This is a genomic window from Xanthomonas sp. NCPPB 1754, from assembly GCF_041475725.2.
Lineage (GTDB): Bacteria > Pseudomonadota > Gammaproteobacteria > Xanthomonadales > Xanthomonadaceae > Xanthomonas > Xanthomonas euvesicatoria.
The window spans coordinates 23,189-46,463 of record NZ_CM192982.1; the positions used below are offsets into that span (position 1 = coordinate 23,189).

The following is a 23,275-nucleotide window of genomic DNA, read 5'->3' on the forward strand; positions in this document are numbered from 1 at the left end:
AATCGTGTGCATGTCCAAGTCTCTGTACAAAGTCACCTTCCTCAATCACGGCAAGGTGTACGAGCTCTACGCGCGTGAGGTCACCGGCAGCCATCTGTGGGGCTTCAACCAGATCGGCGAGCTGGTGTTCGACGTGCACGACGGGCTGGTGGTGGACCCCACCGAAGAACGCCTGCGCGAGGAATTCGGCAATACCAAGACCTTGCACCTGCCGATGCAGAGCATCGTGCGGATCGAAGAAGTGGAGAAAAAAGGCCAGTCGGTGATTCGCGATGCCACCACCGGCGACAAGGTGGTCACCCCGTTCCCCTCGCCGATCAAGCCACGCTGATGCGCATTGTGGTGCCCGACGACTACCAGGGCGCCGTCGCTCAGCTGCCCTGCCTGCAGCAGATGCAGGGCCACCCGGTGCAGGTGCTGGGCGCGTTGGGCGCGGAGCTCGACGCGCGTGCCGCATCTCTGGCCGACGCCGACGCATTGGTATTGATCCGCGAACGCACGCGCGTGGATGCGGCGCTGCTGCAACGGCTGCCGCGGTTGAAACTGATCAGCCAGACCGGGCGCGTTGGCGCGCATGTGGATGTGGCGGCGTGCACCGCATCGGGTGTGGCGGTGGCCGAAGGCGTCGGCTCGCCGGTGGCGCCGGCCGAGCTGACCTGGGCGCTGATCCTGTCGGCCAGCCGTCGGCTGACCGACTACCAGCATGCATTGCAGCAGGGACGCTGGCAGGCGCTTGGCGATCCCGGCCTGGGCCGCGTGCTGCATGGGCGCACGCTGGGGATCTGGAGTTATGGGCGGATTGGCCAACGCGTGGCCAGCTTCGGGCGCGCGTTCGGCATGCAGGTGCTGGTGTGGGGCGGGCCGGCATCCTGTGCGCAGGCAGCGCGCGATGGGTTCGCGGTTGCGGGCAGCCGCGAGGAACTGTTCGAACGCAGCGACGTGCTGTCGCTGCATCGGCGCCTGACTGCGCAGACACGTCATGACATCACCGCACAGGATCTGGCGCGCATGCGCGCCGACGCGTTGCTGGTCAACACCAGTCGTGCCGAGTTGATCGCCCCTGGCGCCCTGCTCGCTGCGTTGGACGCGGGCCGGCCGGCGCAGGCCGCGCTGGATGTGTTCGAGCACGAGCCGGTGCTGGACCCGCGCGATCCGCTGCTGCGGCATGCGCGCGTGCTGGCGACACCGCATCTGGGGTACGTGGAGCGCGACAGCTACGCGCTGTATTTCGCCGCGGCGTTCGATAACGTGCTGGCGTTCGCGGCGGGCACACCGCGCAACCTGGTCAATCCTGAGGTGTTGGCAACAACGCAGCGGGTGTGATTCCCCGCTGGGTGAGCGCGGCCTGGAAGCAGCCGACCAGCCGCGCGCGCTGCTGCCAGGTGAGCGGCGATTGATGTTGGGTGCCGCATGCACCACTCCCACACCAATCCTCTGCGAGACGACCAAACCCGCCTGACGACGGGCCACGACGTTGCATGGGCCGCTCTTAGTTGCCCGGTTCGGTGGACGCTGGCGTGTCCTTTGGCGGCCCCGGCTGCACCGGTTCGGCTGGCGCTGCGGGTGCAGTGGCCGGCTTGGCCTTGCCTGCCGGTTCGGCCGATGTGGGCTTGTCCGTGGTCGCCGGGCGGGCTGCGGCGGGCTTGGGATCGGCACCGGTCGTGGCTGGCTTGGCCTTCTGCGCGGCCTGCGCCTTGGCTTTGCGTGCAGCCTGCGCCTTGGCGACGGAGCCGGGTTGCTTGAGTTCGGCCAGGGCTTCGGCGATCGGGCCGTCGCCCGGCAGCACGTCGCCGGCGCTGTAGCCCTCTTCGCCTTCGTCGTCGCCGCGCAGGTGGCCCGGCAAGGTGGCTTCGCTGTAGTCGGTCAGGCTGGCCGGCACATCGGCATCGCCGGGCTGCGGTTCGGGGGTGAGCAGTACGTCCGGCACGATGCCGCTGGCCTGGATCGACTTGCCGCTGGGGGTGTAATAGCGCGCGGTGGTGAGCTTGACCGAGTCGCCGTTATCCAGCGGCAGCACGGTCTGCACCGAGCCCTTGCCGAAGGTGCGACTGCCGATGATGCGTGCGCGCTTGTTATCGCGCAGCGCGCCGGCCAGCACTTCCGACGCACTGGCCGAACCGGCATCCACCAGCACCACGACCGGTGCGCCGCTCAGCAGATCGCCCGGAGTGGCGTCGAACTTGGCATCGCTGATCGAGATGCGCCCGCGCGTGCTGACGATATTGCCCTTGTCCAGCAGATCGTCGGCCACCTGCACCGCCGAGGTCAGCAGACCGCCGGGGTTGCTGCGCAGGTCCAGCACCAGCCCGCGCAACTTGCCGCCGGCCTGCAGCTGCTTGAGGTTCTTCTGGAAATCGGCACCGGTGTCGGCCTGGAAGGTGCTGATGCGGATGTAGCCGTAGCCCGGCTCCAGCAGCTTGCTGCGCACGCTGGCCACGCGGATGGTTTCGCGCTGAAGGGTCACATCGAACGGCTTGGGCGTCTTGTCGCGCATGATGGTCAACACGACCTTGCTGCCGGATTCGCCGCGCAGCGGCTCCATCGCCTTGCTGGCATCGATCGGCTTGCCGTCGATGGCCACGATCACATCGCCGGCGCGGATGCCGGCGCGCGCGGCCGGGGTGTCGTCGATCGGCGCGATCACCTTGAGGGTGTTGTCCTGCTGCTGTAGCAATTCCACGCCGATGCCGTCGTAGGCGCCGGTGGCCTGTTCGTCGAAGGCTTCGGCATCTTCCTTGTCGAAATAGGTGCTGTGCGGGTCCAGGTCCGAGAGCAGGCCGCGCACGGCGGAGTGCATCAGCTTCTTGTCTTCGACCGGGTCGACGTAGGCCTGCTTGACCGCGTTGTAGACCGCCACGAAACGGCGGATCTCATCCAGCGGCACCTTGGAAACAGCGGCTTCATTGGCTTCCGGATCGTCCGCGCTGGCCTGGGCGGCGGCGGGGCCGGCCTTCTGCGCCCAACCAGGCGACGCGAACAGGGCCAGCGACAGGGCAACGGACAGGACGGCTACGCGCATGAAGCACTCCGACAAAGAGATAAGGCGCCCCGCAGCGCGGAGCTGACCGGATTATGCGCGAAGCAGCGGTAAATCCGCGTTGAATCGCGGGCGGTGCGCGGCGCTCAGCGGCGTTGCAGCCAGCTCGATGGATCCACCGGCTGCCCGTTGCGTCGCAATTCGAAGTACAGCGCCGGCACGCCCTGCCCGCCCGAACTGCCGACCTTGGCGACCGCGTCGCCACGTTTGATCGATGCGCCGGCATCGCGCAGCAAGGTGTCGTTATGCGCGTACAGGCTCATGTAGCCGTTGCCGTGGTCCACGATCAGGATCATGCCGTAGCCGGTCATCCAGTCGGAAAACACCACCGTGCCATCGGCCACTGCGGTCACGGTGGTGCCCTTGGGCGCGCCGATCAGCACGCCCTTGCTGGTGTGGCCATCGGGCAAGGTGGCGTTGAAGCGCGCCAGCAGATTGCCCGCCACTGGCCAGCTGAGCCCACCGACCTTGGGGGCCGGTGCGTTGGCGACCACCTTGGGCGGGGTCTTGCCGGGGCGATCGGAACGCTCGGTTTTGCTGCGTTTGGCCTGCGCGGCGGCTTCGGCGGCAGCGCGTTTTGCGGCAGCGCGCCGTTCGGCTTCGGCCTTGGCGGCCGCTGCGCGCAGATTGGCGAGCAGTTGTTCCAGCGCCTTGGCGTCCTGGCCGATTGCCTTTTCGCGCTCGGCGCGCTGCTTGTAGCGATCGTCCAGCTGCGCGACGGTGGCCGCCTGTTGCGAGCGGTCCTTCTGCAGCGTGGCCGCCTGCGCCTTCTGCTGCGCGCGTGCGGCATCCAGCGCCTGGCGCCGGGTGGCGATGTCCTGTTCCACTTTCGCCAGGGTATCCAGTTGCGTGGTCAGGGCGTGGATGCGTTGCGCACGTGCGTTTTGCACATAGCGGTGATCGGCCAGCATGCGCGTGGCATCGCCCACCGTGTCCTGCGACAGCAGCACCTTCAACGGTGCATTGCGGCCCACCTGATCGGCAGCGCGCAACAATGCCGCCAGCTGCGTGCGCTGGCTCTGCAGGCCGCGCTGCAACTGCGCGCGTTCCTGCTGCAGGGTGGACAGATGCTGTTCCTGCGCGCGCATCGCCGCTTCGGTTTCGCTCAAGGCGCGTGCGGTCTTGGCCACTTTCTCGTCGGCCTGGCGTAGCTGTTGCGCAGCAGTGCCGCGTTTGCCTTCCAGTTCGCGCCGATCGGCGCTGATGGTCTTGAGCTCATCGCGCAGCTGCTGCAGTTTGCGCTCGGTCTCGCGCTGGCTCTGCGCGCTTGCGCCCACGCTGCCCAGCAACGTGCAGGCCAGCACACCCGCCGCCAGCCACATCCACCCACGGCCGGTGGCGGGAGCGAGCGGCAGGCGCGGCAGCGGTGCGGACGAAGGGGGCAACGAAAGATCCAGTGACTTCAGGCAGGTGCGCGATTGTAGCCAAGCATGATGTGATCGCCGCCACGCCCCAGACTACCGCCGCCGCGCGAGGTTCAGCATGAAGCCCCAAATTCTCCTCCTGGCACTGTCCCTGGTCTGCACGAGCGCCTGGGCCGAGGAGGACGTCAGCAAGGTCAACGGCAAGATCAGCGCAGATGCCGGCAAGACCTACGGCGCCCTGGAAACGGTCAACGGCTCCATCGAGATCGGTGCCGGTGCGCAAACCAAGAACGTGGAAACCGTCAATGGCGGCATCCGCATCGGCGACAACGCGCGCACCGGTGGCGTGGAAACGGTCAACGGCTCGATCACGCTGGGCCAGAAAGTCACCGTGTCCGGCGGGCTGGAGACGGTCAACGGCAGCATCCTGGCCGAGCGTGGCAGCCAGATCAGCGGCGGCGTGGAAACGGTCAATGGCAGCATCGGGCTGGTGGGAACCGAGCTCGGCAAGGGCATCGAGACGGTCAACGGCGACATCACTGTCGGGGTGGGGTCGCATGTGCGCGGCGGCATCGAAGTGAGCAAGCCGAGCTTCGGTTTTTCGTTCCAGCCCTCGCGCAAGCCGCGCGTGGTGATCGGCCCGGATGCGGTGGTCGATGGGCCGTTGCACTTCGAGCGCGAGGTCAACCTGTACGTGCACCGCAGCGCCAAGATCGGCGCGGTGAGCGGCGCCACCGCGCGCAGCTTCGACAGCGACGTCGCACCGAAGGACTGACCAACGCAGCGTGCACCTGCCGGTGCGTGCGCCGGATCCAGGGCGCCCGCTCCAGGCGCCCTGCCCGGCCCGCCATGCAACCGCAGTACACGCAGCCGCGCGCTCACCCCGCCGTCCGACGCACGCTCTAAGATCGGGATTCCGCCGCACGAGGAGTTCCGATGCCCCGCAAGATCCTGTTGTGCCTGGCCGCGACGCTGGCCCTGGCCGGCTGCAAACGCGAACCCGCCGCTGCGCCCGGTGCGCCTGCCGCGCAGACGCCGACCGAGCGCGCGCCCACCGCGCCGGTCAGCCGCCACACCTTCTCCCCGGAAATGACCACGGGCGACTTCGCCGAACTGGTCAAGACACTGGCGTCGGACGACTTCGAAGGCCGCGGCCCGGGGACGCCGGGCGAAGAAAAGACCGTGACCTACATCCGCGACCAGATGCAGCGCATCGGGCTGCAGCCGGGCAATGGCGACAGCTGGTTCCAGGAAGTGCCGATGGTGGAAACCACCGCCGATGCATCCACCGCGCCCAGCCTGCGCAGCGGCGAGCAGACCCGCACCCTCGCCTTCGGCACCGACATCGTGGTCGGCACGCGCTCCGGCCAGGCCGAGGTCAAGCTGGACAACAGCGAGCTGGTGTTCGTCGGATACGGCGTGGACGCACCCGAGCAGCAGTGGAACGACTATGCCGGCCAGGAGTGGAAGGGCAAGACGGTGGTGATGTTCGTCAACGACCCGGGCTTCCACACCGACGATGCCAAGTTGTTCGATGGCAAGCGCATGACCTACTACGGGCGCTGGACTTACAAGTTCGAAGAAGCCGCACGCAAGGGCGCGGCTGCGGCGTTGATCGTGCACGACACGCCCGGCGCCAGCTACGGCTGGGACGTGGTGAAAAATTCCTGGTCCGGCCCGCAATACGACTTGCCGGCCAAGGACGACCCCGACCCGCGTCTGCCGGTGCAGGGCTGGATCAGCGCCGAAACCGCCAAGCAATTGTTCGCCAACGCCGGATTGGACCTGGCGCAGGCCTACAAGGACGCCAGTAAGCGCGGCTTCAAGCCGGTGCCGTTGAAGGCCAGCTGGTCGGTCGATCTCAAGAGCACCATCGCGGCCAAGACCTCGCGTAATGTGGTCGGCGTGCTGCCGGGCACCAGCCACGCCGACGAGGCGGTGCTGTACATGGCGCACTGGGACCACCTGGGCAAGCATCCGGGCGAACGCGGCGACAACATCTACAACGGCGCGGTGGACAACGCCACCGGCGTGGCCGGCATCCTGGAAATCGCCGATGCATTCGCGCACCAGGATCCCAAGCCGGCGCGCTCGGTGGTGTTCCTGGCGGTCACGCTGGAAGAATCGGGCCTGCTCGGTTCCAAGTATTACGTGGCCAACCCGAGCTTCCCGCTGGACAAGATCGCGGCGGTGATCAATCTGGATGCGATGTCGGTGGCCGGGCGCGCACGCGATGTCACCGTGGTGGGCATGGGCAGCTCGGAGCTGGAGGACATCCTCAAGCCGATCGCCGCCATGCAGGGGCGCACCCTGCACGCAGAAGCCACCCCGCAAAGCGGCTCGTACTTCCGCTCGGATCACTTCAACTTCGCCAAGGCCGGCGTGCCGGCGTTGTATGCCGATGGCGGCGAAGACCTGCGCGAGGGCGGCACTGCCGCCGGACGTGCCGCGGCCGAGGACTACGGACGCCATCGTTATCACGCCCCGGGCGACGAATACGACGCCGCCACCTGGAAGCTCGATGGCACCATCGAAGACCTGCAGGTGGTCTATGGCGTGGGCAAGGAGGTCGCTGCCGGCGAACGTTGGCCCAACTGGTACCCCGGCAACCCGTTCAAGGCCGCGCGCGATCGCATGATGGCCGGCAAGCCTGGCGCGAGCGCGGCGAGCGCGCAGCCGGCCGACGCTGACAGCGCGGCCACGCAGACGCACAAGGCCCAATCTCCACGCTGAGGCCGCCGCGCCGTCATTGCCGCACGGTGTGGCACGACTGCATCAGCGGCCTGCCTTGCGCGACCATCGCTGGAAACCAATCTGTTACGCAAAAGGCCTCCCACCGGAGGCCTTTTGCATTGTTGCCTCATATGAGGCATCTGGCGATCAGCCACGCCACATCGCGCAGCTGCGATCTTGCGCGATCAGGGGCTTGCTGCACTGACCTTACATCTCAGCCCATGGATGGGACGCATGGCCATGGGGCAAGCGCGCATGCTCTGCGACGCTCGATCTACCCTACCCGCCTGCAGACGAACGAGACGTGCGCCACTCAGTCGTTCTCCACGCTCACCACGTGACCGTCTTCCGGATCCACGTGCAGTTCGACCTTCTGCCCGTTGCGCTTGGCATCGGCCTTCCACAGGCCATCCTTGAACTTGAGGTCGTGCACATCGGCATAGCCGCCGGTGGAGAGCGATGCGCGCACGTCGGCTTCGCTGAGCTTGGAGGTGGTCTGGTCGCCATAGACGCGGCCGGTCACCGGATCGATGTGCACGTCCACGTCCTTGCCGTCGCCGCTACGCGCGTCTGCCGTCCAGACGCCATGCTCGAACTTGACGTCGTGCACCTTGGTGTAGCCCTTTGCGGTGAGCATGCTGGTGACCTCACCGGAGGTGAGCGCCTTGGCCGGCTTGTCGGCCGCCTGTGCTAACGCACCCTGCGACAGCAAGGCAAGGGCGCCGATCAGTGCGGTCTTCATCAATCGCTGTGTCATGGGAATGCTCCTGCAGTGAAGTGCGCTCATGCTGGAGGGCGGCCTATCGCCATCAGGTGAAAAACGGGCAAGCGGCCGCAACGAAAGTTCAGTTAGCTGAAACGCCGAGGTGCTTGCTCACCTGCGATGCACGCGATGTTTACATCGACGCGGATGTCGCGGCTGAGCACGCATCGTGTGTTATCCACGATCGCAATCGCAGCAACGTGCGTGTGCTTCTCACCTTGCCAACGCCGTGTGCCCGCGCGCTGCGTGCGCTGGAAAAGCCGCCTTGCGGCGGCTTTGCTTGGCATCAGCGTGTCGTGCGTGCAGCGGATGTGCTTGTTGCCGAGGTCGATGCAGCGGAGCTGCGCGCTGCGGCAGTCGCAACCGGCGCACGCGTGGCGAGTGCGGCCTGTGGCGACAGGATCGCCATCTGCGGCTTGTCGGTGCCGTCCTTGTTGGGGTGCACGTTGTACGCGTAACTGAGGTTCCACCACGAACCGGCCGCCCACCAGGTCCAGCCCAGCCACACGTCTGCATTGGTTTCCATGTGTGCCAACATGCCTTGCAGCGCCTGGTTGCACACCGCATTGTTGGCGGTGCCGAATTCGCCCAGAAAGCCGCGCTTGCGGTTGGTGCGCAGCCACTGCGTGAAGTTGCGTAGGCGCTCGGCGCCGATGGTGCTGCTGACACAGGTGCTGCTGGTGCCGCTGGAATCGGCATCCAGATACTGGTGCACTTCGAAGGCGTAGCGATTGAGCGGGTCGTAGATGGCGGTCAGCGCGGTGGCGTTGGAATAGCCATCGTTCGTGGGGGAATACCAACTGTGCGCGCCGGTCCACAATGCGCCGGGCACCAGGATCAGGTTATTGGCACCGGTCCTGCGGATGGCATCGATGGCGGCCTGCGCTGCGCCGGCCCATTCGCTGGCCGAAATATTGTTGGGCTCATTCATCAGCCCGAACATCACCGCGTTGTCGCTGTTGAATGCCAGTGCCAGACGACGCCAGAGATCGGTAAACGTGGCCACCGGTACTTCCGGGCCGCCGATCTTGTAGCCGTAATACTTGGCGTAGTTGTGGATATCGATGAGCAGATACATGCCGGCTGCCTTGGCGCGTGCCACCGCCTGCTGCAGCAACGCGAGCTGTGCCGGGTCCAGTTCGCCGTTCGCGCTGGGCTGCAGCCGCTCCCACAGGATGGGCAGGCGGATGGTATTCATGCCGACACCGGCGAAATAGGTGTAATCGTTGGTCGCGGGGTACATATAGTCCTTGTTGAGGACTCCGGGCTTCTTGGACGATGCGTACTCGGCACCTGAAAGATTGACGCCGGCATAGGTGAGCGCGCGCGTCTGCGCGTGGGCCAGCGACAGGCTACCGAACACGATGAAAAGCAGCGTAGAGCACAGTAGCGCGCGCAACGAAAAGCAGACAGCAGACATGACACAACTCCTCAGACGGGGGCGATGCGGGTAAGTGCATGCGCGTTACGTGCGATGCACTGCATCGGTCTAAGTCAATGCATCAGCCGTGCCCAATTGCTGCCGGTGGCCAGTTCAGCGCCAATATGCGAACTGCATCGCAGTCACACTCTGCAAAGTGCGTTGTCGAGATTGATAGGCCGCACAAAAGCGCGAGATATGGGCCGGTATTTGCGCAAGTGCGGCGTGGGTTCGTCCGTGCTGTCGACTTTGCGTCGTATAGAAGCGCCTGCCGTCAGTGGCATGACGTCATGTCCATGACGCCATGCCACATTGAAGTGCCACCGAGGTTGCAGGCATAGGCTGCCTCGATCTTTCCGCGAAAAGACCAGGAAAAGTGGCCAATCGCGGCAATGCTCAGCCCGGTAGAAAGCGCGCTCGCTACCGGATGGAAGAGCGACGTGTGATGACGATTGCCTGCGGCACCCGCACGTGCCTGCACTGGCGCTGTCGTTGCGAACAGCAGCGACAGCACCCACGTGCAGGCGTCAGGCGGGCGCGGCAGGCGCTTGGCGTGGATCACCTACGGTGTGGTTTGCGTGCCATCCGCGCCCAGCTGACGACTATTTGCTAGGCGCGTTGGTCGCGCTTAATCGGTAATCCGGCGCGCACGTGGGCCCAATATCGACATCTGCGGCTTGTCGCGCCCCTGCGCATCCGGTTGCACGTTGAACGGATACGCCCTGCTCCACCACGCGCCTGCCGCCCACCAGGACCAGCCCATCCACACATCGCTGTTGGATTCCATGTAGCCCAGCATGCCGTTGAGCGCGAGATTGCAGGTGGCCGTGTTGCCGGTACCGAATTCGGCAAGAAACCCGCGTTTTTTGTTCAGGCGCAGCCATTCGGTGAAGCTACGCAGGCGCTCGACTCCGATCGTGGCACTGACGCACCCGCCGCTGGTGCCGCTGGAATCGGCATCCAGATATTGATGCGCTTCGATGGCATACCGATTGAGCGGGTCGCGAATGGATGCCATCGCCACTGCATTGGATTGCCCGGCCACTGTGGAGTACCAGCTATGCGCGCCTGTCCATAACGCACCCGGCACCAGAATCAGATTGTTTGCACCGGTTTTACGAATGGTGTCGATCGACGCCTGCGCGGCTCTTGCCCACGCTTGCGGATCGATGTCGTAAGGCTCGTTCATCAGCCCGAAGATCACGGCGTTGTCGCTCTTGAAGGCGATCGCCAGCCGTCGCCATAGATCGTTGAAGGTGCTGATCGGCACTTTCGTGCTGCCGATGGTGTGGCCGTAATACTTGGCGTAGTTGTGCACATCCACGATCACGTACATGTTGGCCGCCTTGGCGTTGGCGACCGCCTGCCGGATCAACGCCAGCTGCGCCGGATCCAGCTCGCCGCCCGCTTTTGGCTGCAGCCGTTCCCACAGGATCGGCAGGCGAACCGTGTTCATGTGCTTGCCGGCGAAGTAGGCGTATTCGTCGGCCGCCGGATAGTGATAATCGATGTTGAGCACGCCGGGTTTTTGCGAGGATTTGATCTCGGCGCCGGATAGATTGATGCCTGCATACTTCAGGCCGGAAGTGCTTTGCGCCTGCGCGAGCGGCATGAGGGCAAGCAATAGCAAAGACAGCGCGCGGCAACGCGGCCGGCGCGTACGCGTGGTGAGGGATTTCATGGGGGAACTCCTGAGACTTCTGCGTGCGAAAGACCTGTGCAAGGACGGCGCGCTGATGCGGGTATGAGCTCGTTCGATGTAAGACAGCAACGCGTCCATCACCAGACTAGGCGTATACGCCCGCACAAACCACGGTTGAGAGGGATCAATCGGCCAAGCTGTGCAGTGACCCGCAGTTCTTGTGTTAGAGCGCGCACGCATGGCGCGAACGTACCGCACCGTTTGCACACGCTTCGAACAGTGGCGCGCATCGCCTGCGCGATGGCGTGCTGTACATCGCGGGCGAATGCAGCTGCATTCGTGCAATGCCTTTGCGCTGCAGCGCCTATCTGTCCATCACGATGGGTTGCCTGATTGGCGATGCTGTCGCCGGGCAATGCCAGCCACAGCGGCAGACAGTGCGCAGGTTTAGTGCGGACGTCGACGCGATAGCGCGGATTGGATGAGATCGCTCGCGCGTCGTCCATGCATCGTGGCGCGCAGGCGTCGCATCAGGGCGTCGCCGAGACGGCAGCCTCGCACTGCAAGTTGCACCAGCGCATGGACGATATGGCCAGCGCTCGATACCGGGCTGTTGCATGCGATCGAACAGCGCACATCGGCAACACGCAGCGCGTGAGCTGGCGCGCGATTGCCTCTGCCTTCTGCTGCCCGCAGCGAGCCAGCGGCGGTCTGCCCTTCTCCGAAGCAGGCGGCCCCACGCGCTGCGGCAATGACAAAAAAGTGGCCGCAACACTGGTTGCGACCACCTCTGGTTGCGCCGCTGCTTACTTGCCGGCGCGGCGTGCGTACTTGCTCAGGATCGCCATCTGCGGCTTGTCGCTGCCGTCCTTGCCCGGTTGCACGTTGAAGGGATAGTCCGGCTTCCACCAGGCGCCCGCCGCCCACCAGGTCCAGCCCAGCCACACGTCGCTGTTCTTTTCCATGTAGGTCAGCATGCCTTCCAGCGCCTTGTCGCAGACCGGATTGTTGGCCGTGGCGAATTCGCCCAGAAAACCCTTCTGCTTGTTCTCGCGCAACCACGAAGTGAAGCCCTGCAGCTTTTCTTGGCCTACCGAGTCGCTGGTGCACACCGGCTTGGTGCCGCTGTAGTCCTTGTCCAGGTACTGATGCGCTTCGAAGGCCAGGTTGTTGCCCGGGTCCTTGAGGATTTCCAGCGCCTTTGCGTTGGAGACGCCGTAGCTGGTGCTGCGCCAGCTGTGTGCGCCGGTGTAGGCGGTGCCCGGCACCAGGATCAGGTTCTTCGCGCCGGTCTTGCGGATCGCGTTGATCGCCCCCTGCGCGGCATTGGCCCAGTCGGGTGCGGAAATGCCATTGGGCTCGTTCATCAGCCCGAAGATCACCGCCTTGTCGTCCTTGAACTCCAGCGCCAGCCGGCGCCACAGATCGGCCAACGCGCCGGCCGGCACATCGCTGGTGCCGATGCGCTTGCCGTTGTACGTGGCGTAGTTGTGCAGATCCAGGATCAGGTATTGCTTGTTGGCCTTGGCTGCTTCAAGCGACTTCTTGATCAGCCCCAATTGGGCCTGGTCCAGCTGACCATTGAGCTCGGGCTGCACGCGTTCCCACAGAAACGGCAGGCGGATCGTATTCATGCCTTTGCCGGCGAAATAGCTGAAATCCGAGGCGGCAGGGTAGGTGTAATCCTTGAACAAGGTGCCGGGCTTCTTGCGCGAGTTGAACTCGGCGCCGGACAGATTAACTCCGACATACTTCAGGCCGGCGGTGTCCTTCTTCGGGCCGGGCGGCTCCTTGGCCTGGACCAGTGGGGTGGCGGCGAGCAAGGTCAACGCGAGCGCGGCGATGCGCAAGCGGGGAAAGTGCGGGGGAGTGCGGAACATGGGAGTCTCCTTCGGCATCTACGTGGGCGGCCGCGGGGGAGGGCACGGCCAGCGCAGATGGTGCAGCGCCATCTGCTGCTGCGTGAGTCTGGGAGCTCGCACGTTAGTGCGCCATTCACGCGCATGGCGCGGATTTGACCGCGTGCGAACACGCGCAAGGCGCATCATGCCGCTGCGCTCGCGTTCGCAAGAGACCAGGTAAGACGCACTGTCGCAGGAGTGCGACATCTGCGCGTTTTAAGCTACCGACCCATTCTTCCCGTTGTTGGCGCGCCTTGCCGACGACGCAACACCCCCCGGAGTTTTCCCATGAGCACAGCCCACGCCTACGCTGCCCAGGCCGCCGATCAACCACTTGCCCCGTTCGTGTTCGAACGCCGCGCGCCCGGCCCCAACGACGTGCAGATCGACATCGCCTACTGCGGCGTGTGTCACTCGGACCTGCATACCGCACGCAACGAATGGCACAACACGCTGTACCCCTCGGTGCCCGGCCACGAGATCGTCGGCCGCGTGACCGCCGTCGGCAATGCGGTCACCGGCTTCAAGGTCGGCGACCTGGCCGGTGTCGGCTGCATGGTCGACAGCTGCCGCAGCTGCGCCTCCTGCCAGGAAGGCGAAGAACAGTATTGCGAACAGGGGTTCACCGGCACCTACAACGGGCCGATGTTCGGCGGCGGCGAGAACACCTACGGCGGCTATTCCGACCATATCGTGGTCGACCAGAAATACGTGCTGCGCATCACCCACAGCGACAACCTGGCCGCGGTGGCACCGTTGCTGTGCGCCGGCATCACCACCTATTCGCCGCTGGCACACTGGAAGGTGGGTCCGGGCCAGAAGGTGGGCGTGGTCGGCCTGGGCGGCCTGGGCCACATGGCGGTGAAGATCGCCAAGGCGATGGGCGCCACCGTGGTGTTGTTCACCACCTCCGAGAGCAAGCGCGCCGATGCGATGCGCCTGGGCGCCAGCGAAGTGGTGATCTCCAAGGACGAAGCGCAGATGGCCGCGCAGTACAACACCCTGGACTTCATCCTCAACACCGTGGCCGCGCCGCACAACTTGGACCCGTTCCTCAACGCGCTCAAGCGCGACGGCGCCATGGTGCTGGTGGGCGTGCCCGAGCAGTCGCACCCGTCGCCGGCGGTGTTCAACCTGGTGATGAAGCGCCGCACCCTGGCCGGCTCGCTGATTGGCGGCATCCGCCAGACCCAGGAAATGCTGGATTTCTGCGCCAAGCACAACATCGTCTCGGACATCGAAACCATCCGCGCCGACCAGATCAACGAGGCCTACGAGCGCATGCTCAAGAGCGACGTGAAGTACCGCTTTGTGATCGATATGGCCACGCTGGATAAGGCGGCCTGAGTAGTTGTTACGTCACGCTGTAATGTTGCCGTCTGCGTCGCTGTCGATGCGGACGGTAATACACCTCGCTACTCTGCTGGCGAGCTAATCAACGATGTGGATAGAGGGTTCCTTTGTGCATAGAACGTTGATGCACTCAGAGTGGTCAGCGATGAAAAACTCCATAACTTCGCCGTAGAATCCTGTTGGAATATACGACTCAAGTACTTCATCGTGCTGGCTCCAACCGCCAAAGAGAACCTGTGAGACGGTTGCTCCCTCTATCTCATCAAATGATTCCATATTGCAGCGCCAGAATTCAGAGAAATCGCGTTCGTCCAGTATCTTTACGCCGACCACATCGCTAAAAATGATTTGGACAGTCCTATTAGAGGCATGGGCGGTCAAGTGTACGACGCAGCAGTTTTTTTCATAAACGATTTTCGAAACTGATGTGTACTCAGGTAAAACTGAGCTAGGCAGGCTCCGCAAGGTTAATTTCTTCATGTCTACGTCTAATCGACCCGAGTCTCGGTTTGGCTTGTAGTGATTCTCGTTGAAGCCGAACGTGTAGAACCCGGCAAAACAAGACGTTGATTTCGCAAAACCAGCAATAATCGCCTGAATAGTGGTCGGGCTGTTGAGTGATTCCGAAACGAGTTCCTTCAGATGAATCGATGCAAAGTGCCGTGCACTACTCTCTCACCAGGCTGCCACACGCTTCGACGGAGAGAAGCGTACGGGCAGCGCAAGGTTATGTGACATGCCCAAGCTAAGAGCGCAGCTTGCCTGTACCCTCGGGCATCATTGAGTTCGTTGATCTTTAGATGTCGAATGCGAGGCGCAACGTCCAGCTCAGGTATTGCTAGTTCTATCTCACGTAGCTCTTGAGGCGCGACTTCGGGGTCTCTGTAGGAAAGATTCTTCGCCTTGCTGAGCTAGGCGCGATCCATATGCTCCTCATCACCCTCATGCCGCAGCCGGCTCCTTGACCTGCGCGTTCACCCCCAGCAGCTGCACGATGCTTCCCGCCGCATCGCGGCCTTCGGCCACTGCGGTGACCACCAGGTCCGCACCGCGCACGCAGTCGCCGCCGGCGAACAGGCGCGGGTTGCTGGTCTGGTAGGGCAGGCGGCCGTTGCCGTCGGCCGGGGCGACGATGCGGCCGTTGCTGCCGGCTTCCACGCCCTGCGAGGACAACCAGTCGGGCAGGGTGGGCGAGAAGCCGAAGGCGATGATTACCACGTCCGCTTCCAGCAGCGATTCGCTGCCTTCCACCGGCACCGCATTGCGGCGGCCGCTGGCATCGGGCTCACCTAATCTGGTTTCCACCACGGTCACGCCGATGGCTTCGTCGTCGGCGCCGGATTCGATCGACAGCGGCTGGCGGTTGAACAAAAAGCGCACGCCTTCTTCGCGCGCGTTAGCCACCTCGCGCGCCGAGCCGGGCATGCTGGCTTCGTCGCGGCGGTAGGCGCAGGTGACCTTGGCCGCGCCCAGGCGAATGGCGCTGCGCACGCAGTCCATGCCGGTATCGCCGCCGCCCAGCACCACCACGCGCTTGCCGCTGAGGTCGGGCAGGGCGAGCTGGTCTTCCCAGCCGGCGATCGGCCGGCCGTGCGGGTCGTTGCCGCTGACGATGCGGCTGTTCTGCACCAGGAACGGCAGCGCCGGCAGCACGTTCTTCAGGTCTTGCCCGGGCAGGCCGCCGTCGGTGTAGCGATAGGCGCCGGTCCCTAAGAACACCGCATCGTATTCGCCCAGCAACTGCTCGATGCTGACGTCCTTACCGATCTCCACGCCCAGGCGGAACTGCACGCCCATGCCTTCGAGGATCTCGCGGCGCTTGCCGATCACCGACTTGTCCAGCTTGAAGCTGGGGATGCCGAACTGCAGCAGCCCGCCGATCTGCTCATAGCGGTCGTAGACCACCGCCTCGATGCCGGCACGCGCCAGCCGGTCCGCACACGCCAGCCCAGCCGGGCCGGCGCCGATCACCGCCACGCGGTGGCCGGTCGGCTGCACGTTGCCCAGATCCGGGCGCCAGCCCATCTTGAAGGCGGTGTCGACGATGTACTTCTCCACCGCGCCGATGGTGACTGCGCCGAATTCCTCCAGCGTGCAGCTGCCTTCGCACAGGCGGTCCTGCGGACACACCCGCCCGCACACTTCCGGCAGCGGGTTGGTGGAATGGCATAGCGCGGCGGCTTCCTCGATGCGGTTTTCCTGCACCAGCTGCAGCCACTGCGGGATGGCGTTGTGTACCGGGCATTTCCAGCTGCAATACGGGTTACCGCAGTCCAGGCAACGGCCGGCCTGGTATTGCGCATCGGCCTTGTCGAACTTGCCGTACAACTCGCCCCAGTCGCCGGAGGTGCGCAGTTCCACCGGAATGCGCGTGGGCATGGTCCGGGGCAGGTCGAGGAATTGGAAGGCTTGCTTGCGGCTCATAGGGGCTGGGATTCGGGAGTTGGGATTGGGGATTCGCAACAGCGGGCGACATGGGTCTGACGCAGTGCGAATCTCGAACAGCAATCGACGCGTGAGAGCAGGGAGTGGAGATTCGGACATCGGGATTTGCCAAGGCGACGACAGGTCGCATGGCTTGAGCGAATCCCCAATCCCGAATCCCCAATCCCGTCACTCAGGCCGCCCGCCTGAGTGACTCCGTCAGCGACTCGATGCTGGCGGCCTTGGGTTTGACCAGCCAGAACTTGCCGATGTAGTCGCGGAACTCGTCCAGGATCTGCTGCGCCCAGATGCTGCCGGTCAGCTCGCGGTGGCGGCTGATCAGCGTATGCAGATGCTGGCGATGGTTCTCGAAGCCTTCGGCCGAGACGCGGTGGATGTCGATGAGCTCGTGGTTGTAGCGGTCCACGAAGTCGCGTTCGATATCCAGCACGTAGGCCAGGCCACCGGTGAAGCCGGCGCCGAAGTTCAGGCCCACCTTGCCCAGCACCAGCACGATGCCATCGGTCATGTATTCGCAGCAGTGGTCGCCGGCGCCTTCCACCACCGCCAGCGCGCCGGAGTTGCGCACCGCAAAGCGCTCGCCCGCCCGCCCGGCCGCGAACAGCTCGCCGCCGGTGGCGCCGTACAGGCAGGTGTTGCCGACGATCGGCGTGTTGCGTGCCTCGAAGCGCGCGCCGCGTGGCGGACGCACCACCAATCGCCCGCCGGCCATGCCCTTGCCGACGTAGTCGTTGGCTTCGCCTTCCAGCTCCAGCTGCAGGCCACCGGCGTTGAACGCGCCGAAGCTCTGCCCGGCGGTGCCGCGGAAGCGCAGATTCAGTGGCGCATCGCTCATGCCGTGATTGCCGTGCACGCGCGCAATGGCGCCGGACAGGCGTGCGCCGATCGAGCGGTCGGTGTTGTGGATCAGGAAGCGATGGTCGCCACCGCGCTTGTTGGCGATTGCATCGGCGAGCAGGCCGTCCATCTGCGTGGCCAGGCTGTCCGGCGATTCGTACAGGCGCTGGGCGGCGCAGTGGCTGCCGTCGTAGCGGGCATGCGTGAGCAGGCGCGAGAGGTCGACCTTGACGCCGGGGCGCGGCGAAACCTCCAGCTGTTCCAGCAGGTCGGTGCGGCCGACGATCTCGTCCAGCGAGCGCACGCCCAGGTACGACAGCCACTGGCGCACTTCTTCGGCCAGCAGGCGGAAGAAGTGCTCCACCCGCTCCGGCAGGCCGGTGAAGTAGCCGGCGCGCAGGCGCTCGTCCTGGGTGGCCACGCCGGTGGCGCAGTTGTTGAGGTGGCAGATGCGCAGGTACTTGCAGCCCAGCACGATCATCGGCGCGGTGCCGAAGCCAAAGCTGTCGGCGCCGAGCAGCGCGGCCTTGACCACGTCCAGGCCGGTCTTCAGGCCGCCATCGGTCTGCAGGATGGTGCGCTCGCGCAGATCGTTGGCCACCAGCGCCTGGTGCGACTCGGCCACGCCCAGTTCCCACGGCACGCCGGCATAGCGGATCGAGCTGACCGGGCTGGCACCGGTGCCGCCGTCATGGCCGGACACGGTGATCAGGTCGGCGCCGGCCTTGACCACGCCGGCGGCAATCGTGCCGACGCCGGCATGCGCCACCAGCTTCACCGAGACCAGCGCGGTCGGGTTGACCTGCTTGAGGTCGTAGATCAGCTGCGCCAGGTCTTCGATGGAATAGATGTCGTGATGCGGCGGCGGGCTGATCAGGCCGATGCCGGGCTTGGCGTAGCGCAGCCGGGCGATCAGTTCGTTGACCTTGTGGCCGGGCAGCTGGCCGCCCTCGCCGGGCTTGGCGCCCTGGGCGACCTTGATCTGCAGCACCTCGGCATTGACCAGGTATTCCGGGGTGACGCCGAAGCGGCCGGAGGCCACCTGCTTGATCTTGGAGCGCTTCTCGGTACCGTAGCGGGCCGGATCTTCGCCGCCTTCGCCGGAGTTGCTGCGCCCGCCCAGGCGGTTCATCGCAATGGCCAGCGCTTCGTGCGCCTCGGGCGACAACGCGCCCAGGCTGATGGCGGCGCTGTCGAAGCGCCGCAGCACATCTTCGGCCGGGGCGACCTGATCCAGTGGCGTCGGGGTGTCGGCACGCTTGAGCTGCACCAGGTCGCGCAGCGTGGAGGCCGGGCGCGCATGCACCGCGTCCACGTACTTCTGCCAGTCGCCGGCATCGCCGGTGCGGGTGGCGCGCTGCAGCGTCATGACCACGTCGGGGTTGTACATGTGGTACTCGCCGCCGTGCACGTACTTCAGCAGCCCGCCCACTTCCGGCTTGAGCTGGTCGTTCCAGGCGCGCACGGTCAGCTCGCGCGCCTCGGTGTCCAGCCGTGCCAGATCCACGCCGCCGATACGCGCCGGGGTGTCGGCAAAGCACAGGTCCACCACGTCCGGGTCCAGCCCGACGATCTCGAACAGCTGCGCACCGCGATAGCTGGCGATGGTGCAGATGCCCATCTTGGAGATGATCTTGGACAGGCCCTTGTAGATGCCTTTGCGATAGCGGCGGCCGATCTGCGACTGCTCGCCACCCTTGCTCAGCTGCAGGATGCCGCGCCGACCCAGGTCGAACAGCGTCTGGTAAGCCAGGTACGGATACACCGCGGTGGCGCCGACGCCGAGCAGGCAGGCCATGTGGTGCGGGTCGCGCGCGGTGCCGGTCTCGATGATCAGGTTGACGTCGCAGCGCAGGCCCACCTTGCACAGGTGGTGATGCACCGCGCCGGTGGCCAGCAGCGCATGCGCCATCGGCCGGTCCGGCACCGGGTAACGGTCGGACAGCAGCAGCATCACCGCGCCGTCGCGCGCGGCGGCTTCCACCTCCTGGCAGATGCGCTCCAGCCCGGCCTTGAGGCCTTCTTCCAGGCTGTAGGACAGGTCGATCAGGCGGTTGCGCTCGACGTACTGCTCCATCTTCAGCAGCTGGCGCAGCTTGCGCTGGCTGAGCACCGGCGAGTTGAGGATGACGTGGTTCACCGTCTCCGCACCGGCATGGAAGATATTGGTCTCCCTGCCGAGCTGGGTGGTGAGCGACATCGCGATGCCTTCGCGCAGCGGGTCGATCGGCGGGTTGGTGACCTGCGCGAACGCCTGGCGGAAGTAGTCGTACAGTGGCCGGGTCTGGCGGCTGAGCACCGCCATCGGGGTGTCGTCGCCCATCGAGCCGGTGGCTTCCTGCTCGGTCTCGGCCAGCGGGCGCAGCACCTGTTCCACTTCCTCGGTGCTGAGCTGGAACAGCTTGTGATAGCTGCGCAGGGTCTGCTCGCTGAAGGGTTCTTCCACCAGCGAGGGGTCGATCAACTCGGTCTGCAGGTAGGTCACGCCCTGCTGCAGCCATTGCTTGTACGGGGCGCGCGCGCGGTTGATGCGGTCGATGGCATCGGAATCGAGCAGGTCGCCGCGCTTGAGGTCGATGGCCATCATCTCGCCCGGGCCCAGCTTGCCCTTGCGGGTGATGCGCTCGGCCGGCAATTCCCACACGCCGGCTTCGGAAGCGACCAGGAAGTGGCGGTCGGAGGTCAGCATCCAGCGCGCCGGGCGCAGGCCGTTGCGGTCGAGCATGCAGGCCGCGTAGCGGCTGTCGCAGGCCACGATGCCGGCCGGGCCGTCCCAGGGTTCGGTGTTGAGGCCGTAGAACTCGTAGAACGCAGCCAGGTCGGCGTCCTTGAACTCCAGCGACTGGGTCGCCGGCGGCACCAGGATGCGCAGCGCCTGCAGCAGGTCCATGCCACCGGCGATCAGCAGCTCCAGCATGTTGTCCAGGCTCTGCGAATCGGAGCCGTGCATGGAGATCACCGGATCGAATTCGGCAATGTCAAAGCGCGGGGTCTGCCACACCTTGCTGCGCGCCTGCGCCCAGCGCCGGTTGCCTTCGATGGTGTTGATTTCCCCGTTGTGCGCGAGCAGCCGGAACGGGTGCGCCAACGGCCAGCGCGGCAGCGTGTTGGTGGAAAAGCGCTGGTGAAAGACAATTGCGCTGGAGGACAGGTCGCTGCGCTGCAGATCCGGGTAGAACGTGCTCAGCTTGTCCGGCAGCACCATGCCCTTGTAGCTGATGCCGTTGGGCGAGAGGGTGGTGACGTAGAAGTCCGGCACGCCCTGCAGCTGCTGCTCGGCGCGACGGCGCGCCAGGAACAGCGCCAGGGTAAAGCCGTCTTCGGTCTGCTCCGCACCGGCATCGACGAATAGCTGCTCGATGCGCGGCAAGGTGTCGCGCGCCAGCTGGCCGCACACGCTGTCGTCGGTGGGCACCACGCGCCAGCCGCGCAGCTGCACGCCGGCGGCCTGCAGCTGCGCTTCCAGTTCGGCGCGACATCGCGCGGCCTCACTTTCGTCCAGCGGCAGGAACACCACACCGGCCGCGTAGCGCGTGCCCAGGGGGATGCCGGCATCGCGCGCGAGCCCGCGCAGGAATGCATCGGGTTTGCGAATCAGCAGGCCGCAGCCATCGCCGGTGAGCCCGTCGGCGGCGACACCGCCGCGGTGGGTCATGCGCGAGAGCGCCGCAATCGCGGTATCCACCAGCGCGCGGGAGGGTTGGTCGTCCAACTGGGCGACCATGCCAAAACCACACGCGTCGCGCTCGTCGCGCACGCTGTTGTAGAGACCGTAGTCGTTGAGCCCTTGGCGAGTGCGGGGGGCCATGTCTGCCTCTTTGCGATCTTAGGAGAGCGGCGACGACGTCGCAGCGCTCGATCCGTGGAGCGTTCGAAGAGGTCACCGGATGATCGACTAGACCACAGTTGATGCGGTGCCGCAATACACCGTTACAGCTGCAACGAGAACCGCTGTAACCCCTTGTGCCAGCAGGCTTGGCGCCGGTCTTGCGACAGGCGCCAAGGCCGTCTCAGCCGCAGCGCACCGAGGTGATCACGTTCTTGGCGTCCACTTCCAGATTGAGCCGTTCGCCATTGAATTCCATGGTGGTCATCTGGCCGGGTTTGAGCACACGCACCGACTTGGCGCCGGCATCGCTGCGTGCCTGTTCGCCCACCGCATCGGTCAACGGCTGGCCCACCAGCGATTGCACCTGGGTGGCATCGCAAGTGCCGATCGGCGGCGCTTCCGGCGCTGCATCCGGTGCGGGCGCAGCGGCTTGTTCGGCCGCGTGCTGGGCCTTGGCGGTGACGGCTTCCTGCTCATCGGGTTGCGGTTTGTTGCAGGCAGTCAATGCAGCCAGCATCACCAGGGTGCAGGTCAGGCGAGCAACAGGTAGAACAGCGCGCATCGATCACTCCAGCAAAGGGGGGATGCCCAAGCATAAGCACAAAGTCACGCGACGGGCATGGCTTGCGCACACGGCGTTGTCGTAGCGTTGACGCAGCCTAGTCTTGCTGCGGCCAACAATCGCGGCCAGTCCCTCGACCTGTGCGCAATGAAAGCCAAACGTGTTGTTCGCAATGCCGCAGTCGCCGTCAGTACCGCCGGCAAGCTCGCGGCGGTCGCCACCGGCGCCGCCGTCGCCACGGCCGCTGTGGCAAGCGCAGCCGCTGTGGCGCAGGCCAAGGCGACCGCGCGTGCGGCCGGGCTGACCTATGTCAACGACCAACAGCCCGGCATCAGTCGCCGCAAGGCCGGCAAGAGCTTCAGTTACCGCGATGCCGACGGGCAACGCATCGCCGATGCCGACACCTTGCAGCGCATCCGTTCGCTGGCGATTCCGCCGGCCTATACCGACGTGTGGATCTGCGCCAAGCCCAATGGCCACCTGCAGGCGACCGGGCGCGATGCGCGGCGGCGCAAGCAATACCGTTATCACGCCGACTGGGCGCAGGTCCGCGGCGAAGGCAAGTTCGAACGCGTGATCGCCTTCGGTACTGCGCTGCCCAAGTTGCGGCGGCGGTTGCGTCGCGATCTGGTGCTGCCGGGATTCCCGCGCGAAAAGGTGCTGGCGATCGTGGTGGCGTTGCTGGCCGACACCCTGGTACGCGTCGGCAATGCCGAATACGCGCGCAGCAATCGCTCCTACGGGCTGACCACGCTGCGCAACCGGCACATGGAATTTCTGAAGGGCGGACGCGCGCGGCTGAAATTCCGCGGCAAGAGCGGCCAGGACCACGATATCGAAGTGGACGACAAGCAACTGGTCAAACTGATCCGGCAATGCCAGCAGCTGCCGGGGCAGTCGCTGTTCCAGTACCGCGACGACGATGGCCAATTGCAGCCGGTGGATTCGGGGCAGGTCAACGACTATCTGCGCGAGGCCATGGGCGAAGACTTCACCGCCAAGGATTTCCGCACCTGGGGCGGCACATTGGCCGCGCTGCAACGCCTGGCCCGGCTGCCGCTGCCGGAGCGCAGCAGCGAACGTGCGCTCAAGCAAGTGCAGAACGATGTCATCCGCGAAGTGGCCGATGCCTTGGGCAACACGCCCTCGGTGTGTCGCAAGGCCTACATCGACCCATGCGTCTTCGAAGGCTGGCGTGCGGGCCAGCTGCAGGCCATGGCAACCGGTGTGCGTGGCGAGCGCCAGTGGGAAGCGGCCACGCTGAAGTTTTTGAGCGCTTCGCGCAGCAGGCTCAAGACGCAGTCGACGTCTGCGGCAAGGCGCAAGTCGGCCTAAGCGCCCGAGGCTGACACCCACGGCATTCGCCACAGCCAGGGTGTCGGCGTGTGC

Annotated in this window: 17 protein-coding genes and 1 pseudogene; 6 read left to right on the forward strand and 12 right to left on the reverse strand. The window is 65.3% G+C overall.

Features of this window, described 5'->3' with window-relative positions; all coding sequences use genetic code 11:
* Nucleotides 1–10: 10 nt before the first annotated feature.
* A complete protein-coding gene (locus ACCQ15_RS00110) occupies nt 11–331 on the forward strand; it encodes a DUF1820 family protein (RefSeq protein WP_008572943.1) in 321 nt (106 codons plus the stop codon).
* Nucleotides 331–1,323, forward strand: coding sequence for a D-2-hydroxyacid dehydrogenase family protein (locus tag ACCQ15_RS00115; protein ID WP_011345784.1), 993 nt, complete (start codon nt 331–333; stop codon nt 1,321–1,323). The genes ACCQ15_RS00110 and ACCQ15_RS00115 overlap by 1 nt, the downstream gene beginning before the upstream one ends.
* 166 nt (nt 1,324–1,489) lie before the next feature.
* On the opposite strand, the gene ACCQ15_RS00120 is transcribed toward ACCQ15_RS00115, so the two are convergent.
* Entirely contained in the window at nt 1,490–3,019 is a 1,530-nt protein-coding gene (locus ACCQ15_RS00120) for a S41 family peptidase (protein ID WP_122272030.1), read from the reverse strand.
* A gap of 104 nt (nt 3,020–3,123) precedes the next feature.
* On the reverse strand, nt 3,124–4,422 hold the full coding sequence (locus tag ACCQ15_RS00125) for a murein hydrolase activator EnvC family protein (protein WP_209261948.1): 1,299 nt from the start codon (nt 4,420–4,422) through the stop codon (nt 3,124–3,126).
* 97 nt (nt 4,423–4,519) lie between these two features.
* Here ACCQ15_RS00125 and ACCQ15_RS00130 point away from each other — a divergent pair, with 97 nt between their 5' ends.
* Both ACCQ15_RS00130 and ACCQ15_RS00135 read left to right on the forward strand, forming a co-directional pair.
* Nucleotides 4,520–5,176, forward strand: coding sequence for a DUF4097 family beta strand repeat-containing protein (locus ACCQ15_RS00130; protein ID WP_008572935.1), 657 nt, complete (start codon nt 4,520–4,522; stop codon nt 5,174–5,176).
* Between the two features lie 161 nt (nt 5,177–5,337).
* Entirely contained in the window at nt 5,338–7,134 is a 1,797-nt protein-coding gene (locus tag ACCQ15_RS00135) for a M28 family metallopeptidase (RefSeq protein WP_071117565.1), read from the forward strand.
* Nucleotides 7,135–7,447: 313 nt separating this feature from the next.
* Here the strand turns inward: ACCQ15_RS00135 and ACCQ15_RS00140 are convergent, their stop codons facing one another.
* The 6 genes and pseudogenes from ACCQ15_RS00140 to ACCQ15_RS00165 all read right to left on the reverse strand — a co-directional run bounded on the left by ACCQ15_RS00140 (nt 7,448) and on the right by ACCQ15_RS00165 (nt 12,839).
* Nucleotides 7,448–7,891, reverse strand: coding sequence for a PepSY domain-containing protein (locus ACCQ15_RS00140; RefSeq protein WP_011345787.1), 444 nt, complete (start codon nt 7,889–7,891; stop codon nt 7,448–7,450).
* Between the two features lie 292 nt (nt 7,892–8,183).
* Complete coding sequence (locus tag ACCQ15_RS00145; RefSeq protein WP_372381070.1) at nt 8,184–9,317, reverse strand: glycoside hydrolase family 5 protein; 1,134 nt, start codon at nt 9,315–9,317, stop codon at nt 8,184–8,186.
* A gap of 274 nt (nt 9,318–9,591) precedes the next feature.
* Nucleotides 9,592–9,879 carry a hypothetical protein gene (locus ACCQ15_RS00150; RefSeq protein ID WP_162998367.1) on the reverse strand — a complete coding sequence of 96 codons (288 nt, stop codon included), beginning with the start codon at nt 9,877–9,879 and terminating at the stop codon, nt 9,592–9,594.
* Between the two features lie 66 nt (nt 9,880–9,945).
* Nucleotides 9,946–10,998 carry a glycoside hydrolase family 5 protein gene (locus ACCQ15_RS00155; RefSeq protein WP_014088879.1) on the reverse strand — a complete coding sequence of 351 codons (1,053 nt, stop codon included), beginning with the start codon at nt 10,996–10,998 and terminating at the stop codon, nt 9,946–9,948.
* 132 nt (nt 10,999–11,130) lie between these two features.
* A pseudogene (locus tag ACCQ15_RS00160) lies at nt 11,131–11,532 on the reverse strand (hypothetical protein); the annotation flags it as partial.
* Nucleotides 11,533–11,765: 233 nt separating this feature from the next.
* Nucleotides 11,766–12,839 carry a glycoside hydrolase family 5 protein gene (locus tag ACCQ15_RS00165; protein WP_033837217.1) on the reverse strand — a complete coding sequence of 358 codons (1,074 nt, stop codon included), beginning with the start codon at nt 12,837–12,839 and terminating at the stop codon, nt 11,766–11,768.
* A 309-nt stretch (nt 12,840–13,148) separates the two neighbouring features.
* On the opposite strand from ACCQ15_RS00165, the gene ACCQ15_RS00170 reads away from it, so the two are divergent.
* Complete coding sequence (locus ACCQ15_RS00170; protein WP_008572924.1) at nt 13,149–14,207, forward strand: NAD(P)-dependent alcohol dehydrogenase; 1,059 nt, start codon at nt 13,149–13,151, stop codon at nt 14,205–14,207.
* Nucleotides 14,208–14,291: 84 nt separating this feature from the next.
* Here the strand turns inward: ACCQ15_RS00170 and ACCQ15_RS00175 are convergent, their stop codons facing one another.
* From ACCQ15_RS00175 to ACCQ15_RS00190, 4 genes are all read right to left on the reverse strand, one after another.
* Nucleotides 14,292–14,693 (reverse strand): hypothetical protein, encoded by a 402-nt coding sequence (locus ACCQ15_RS00175; protein ID WP_126952716.1) that lies wholly within the window; start codon nt 14,691–14,693, stop codon nt 14,292–14,294.
* Nucleotides 14,694–15,155: 462 nt separating this feature from the next.
* On the reverse strand, nt 15,156–16,637 hold the full coding sequence (locus tag ACCQ15_RS00180; RefSeq protein ID WP_014088881.1) for a glutamate synthase small subunit GltD family protein: 1,482 nt from the start codon (nt 16,635–16,637) through the stop codon (nt 15,156–15,158).
* Between the two features lie 193 nt (nt 16,638–16,830).
* On the reverse strand, nt 16,831–21,303 hold the full coding sequence (gltB, locus tag ACCQ15_RS00185; RefSeq protein WP_011345796.1) for a glutamate synthase large subunit: 4,473 nt from the start codon (nt 21,301–21,303) through the stop codon (nt 16,831–16,833).
* 202 nt (nt 21,304–21,505) lie between these two features.
* Complete coding sequence (locus ACCQ15_RS00190; RefSeq protein WP_011345797.1) at nt 21,506–21,886, reverse strand: I78 family peptidase inhibitor; 381 nt, start codon at nt 21,884–21,886, stop codon at nt 21,506–21,508.
* 57 nt (nt 21,887–21,943) lie between these two features.
* On the opposite strand from ACCQ15_RS00190, the gene ACCQ15_RS00195 reads away from it, so the two are divergent.
* A complete protein-coding gene (locus tag ACCQ15_RS00195) occupies nt 21,944–23,221 on the forward strand; it encodes a DNA topoisomerase IB (protein ID WP_014088883.1) in 1,278 nt (425 codons plus the stop codon).
* The last annotated feature ends 54 nt before the right edge of the window (nt 23,222–23,275 follow it).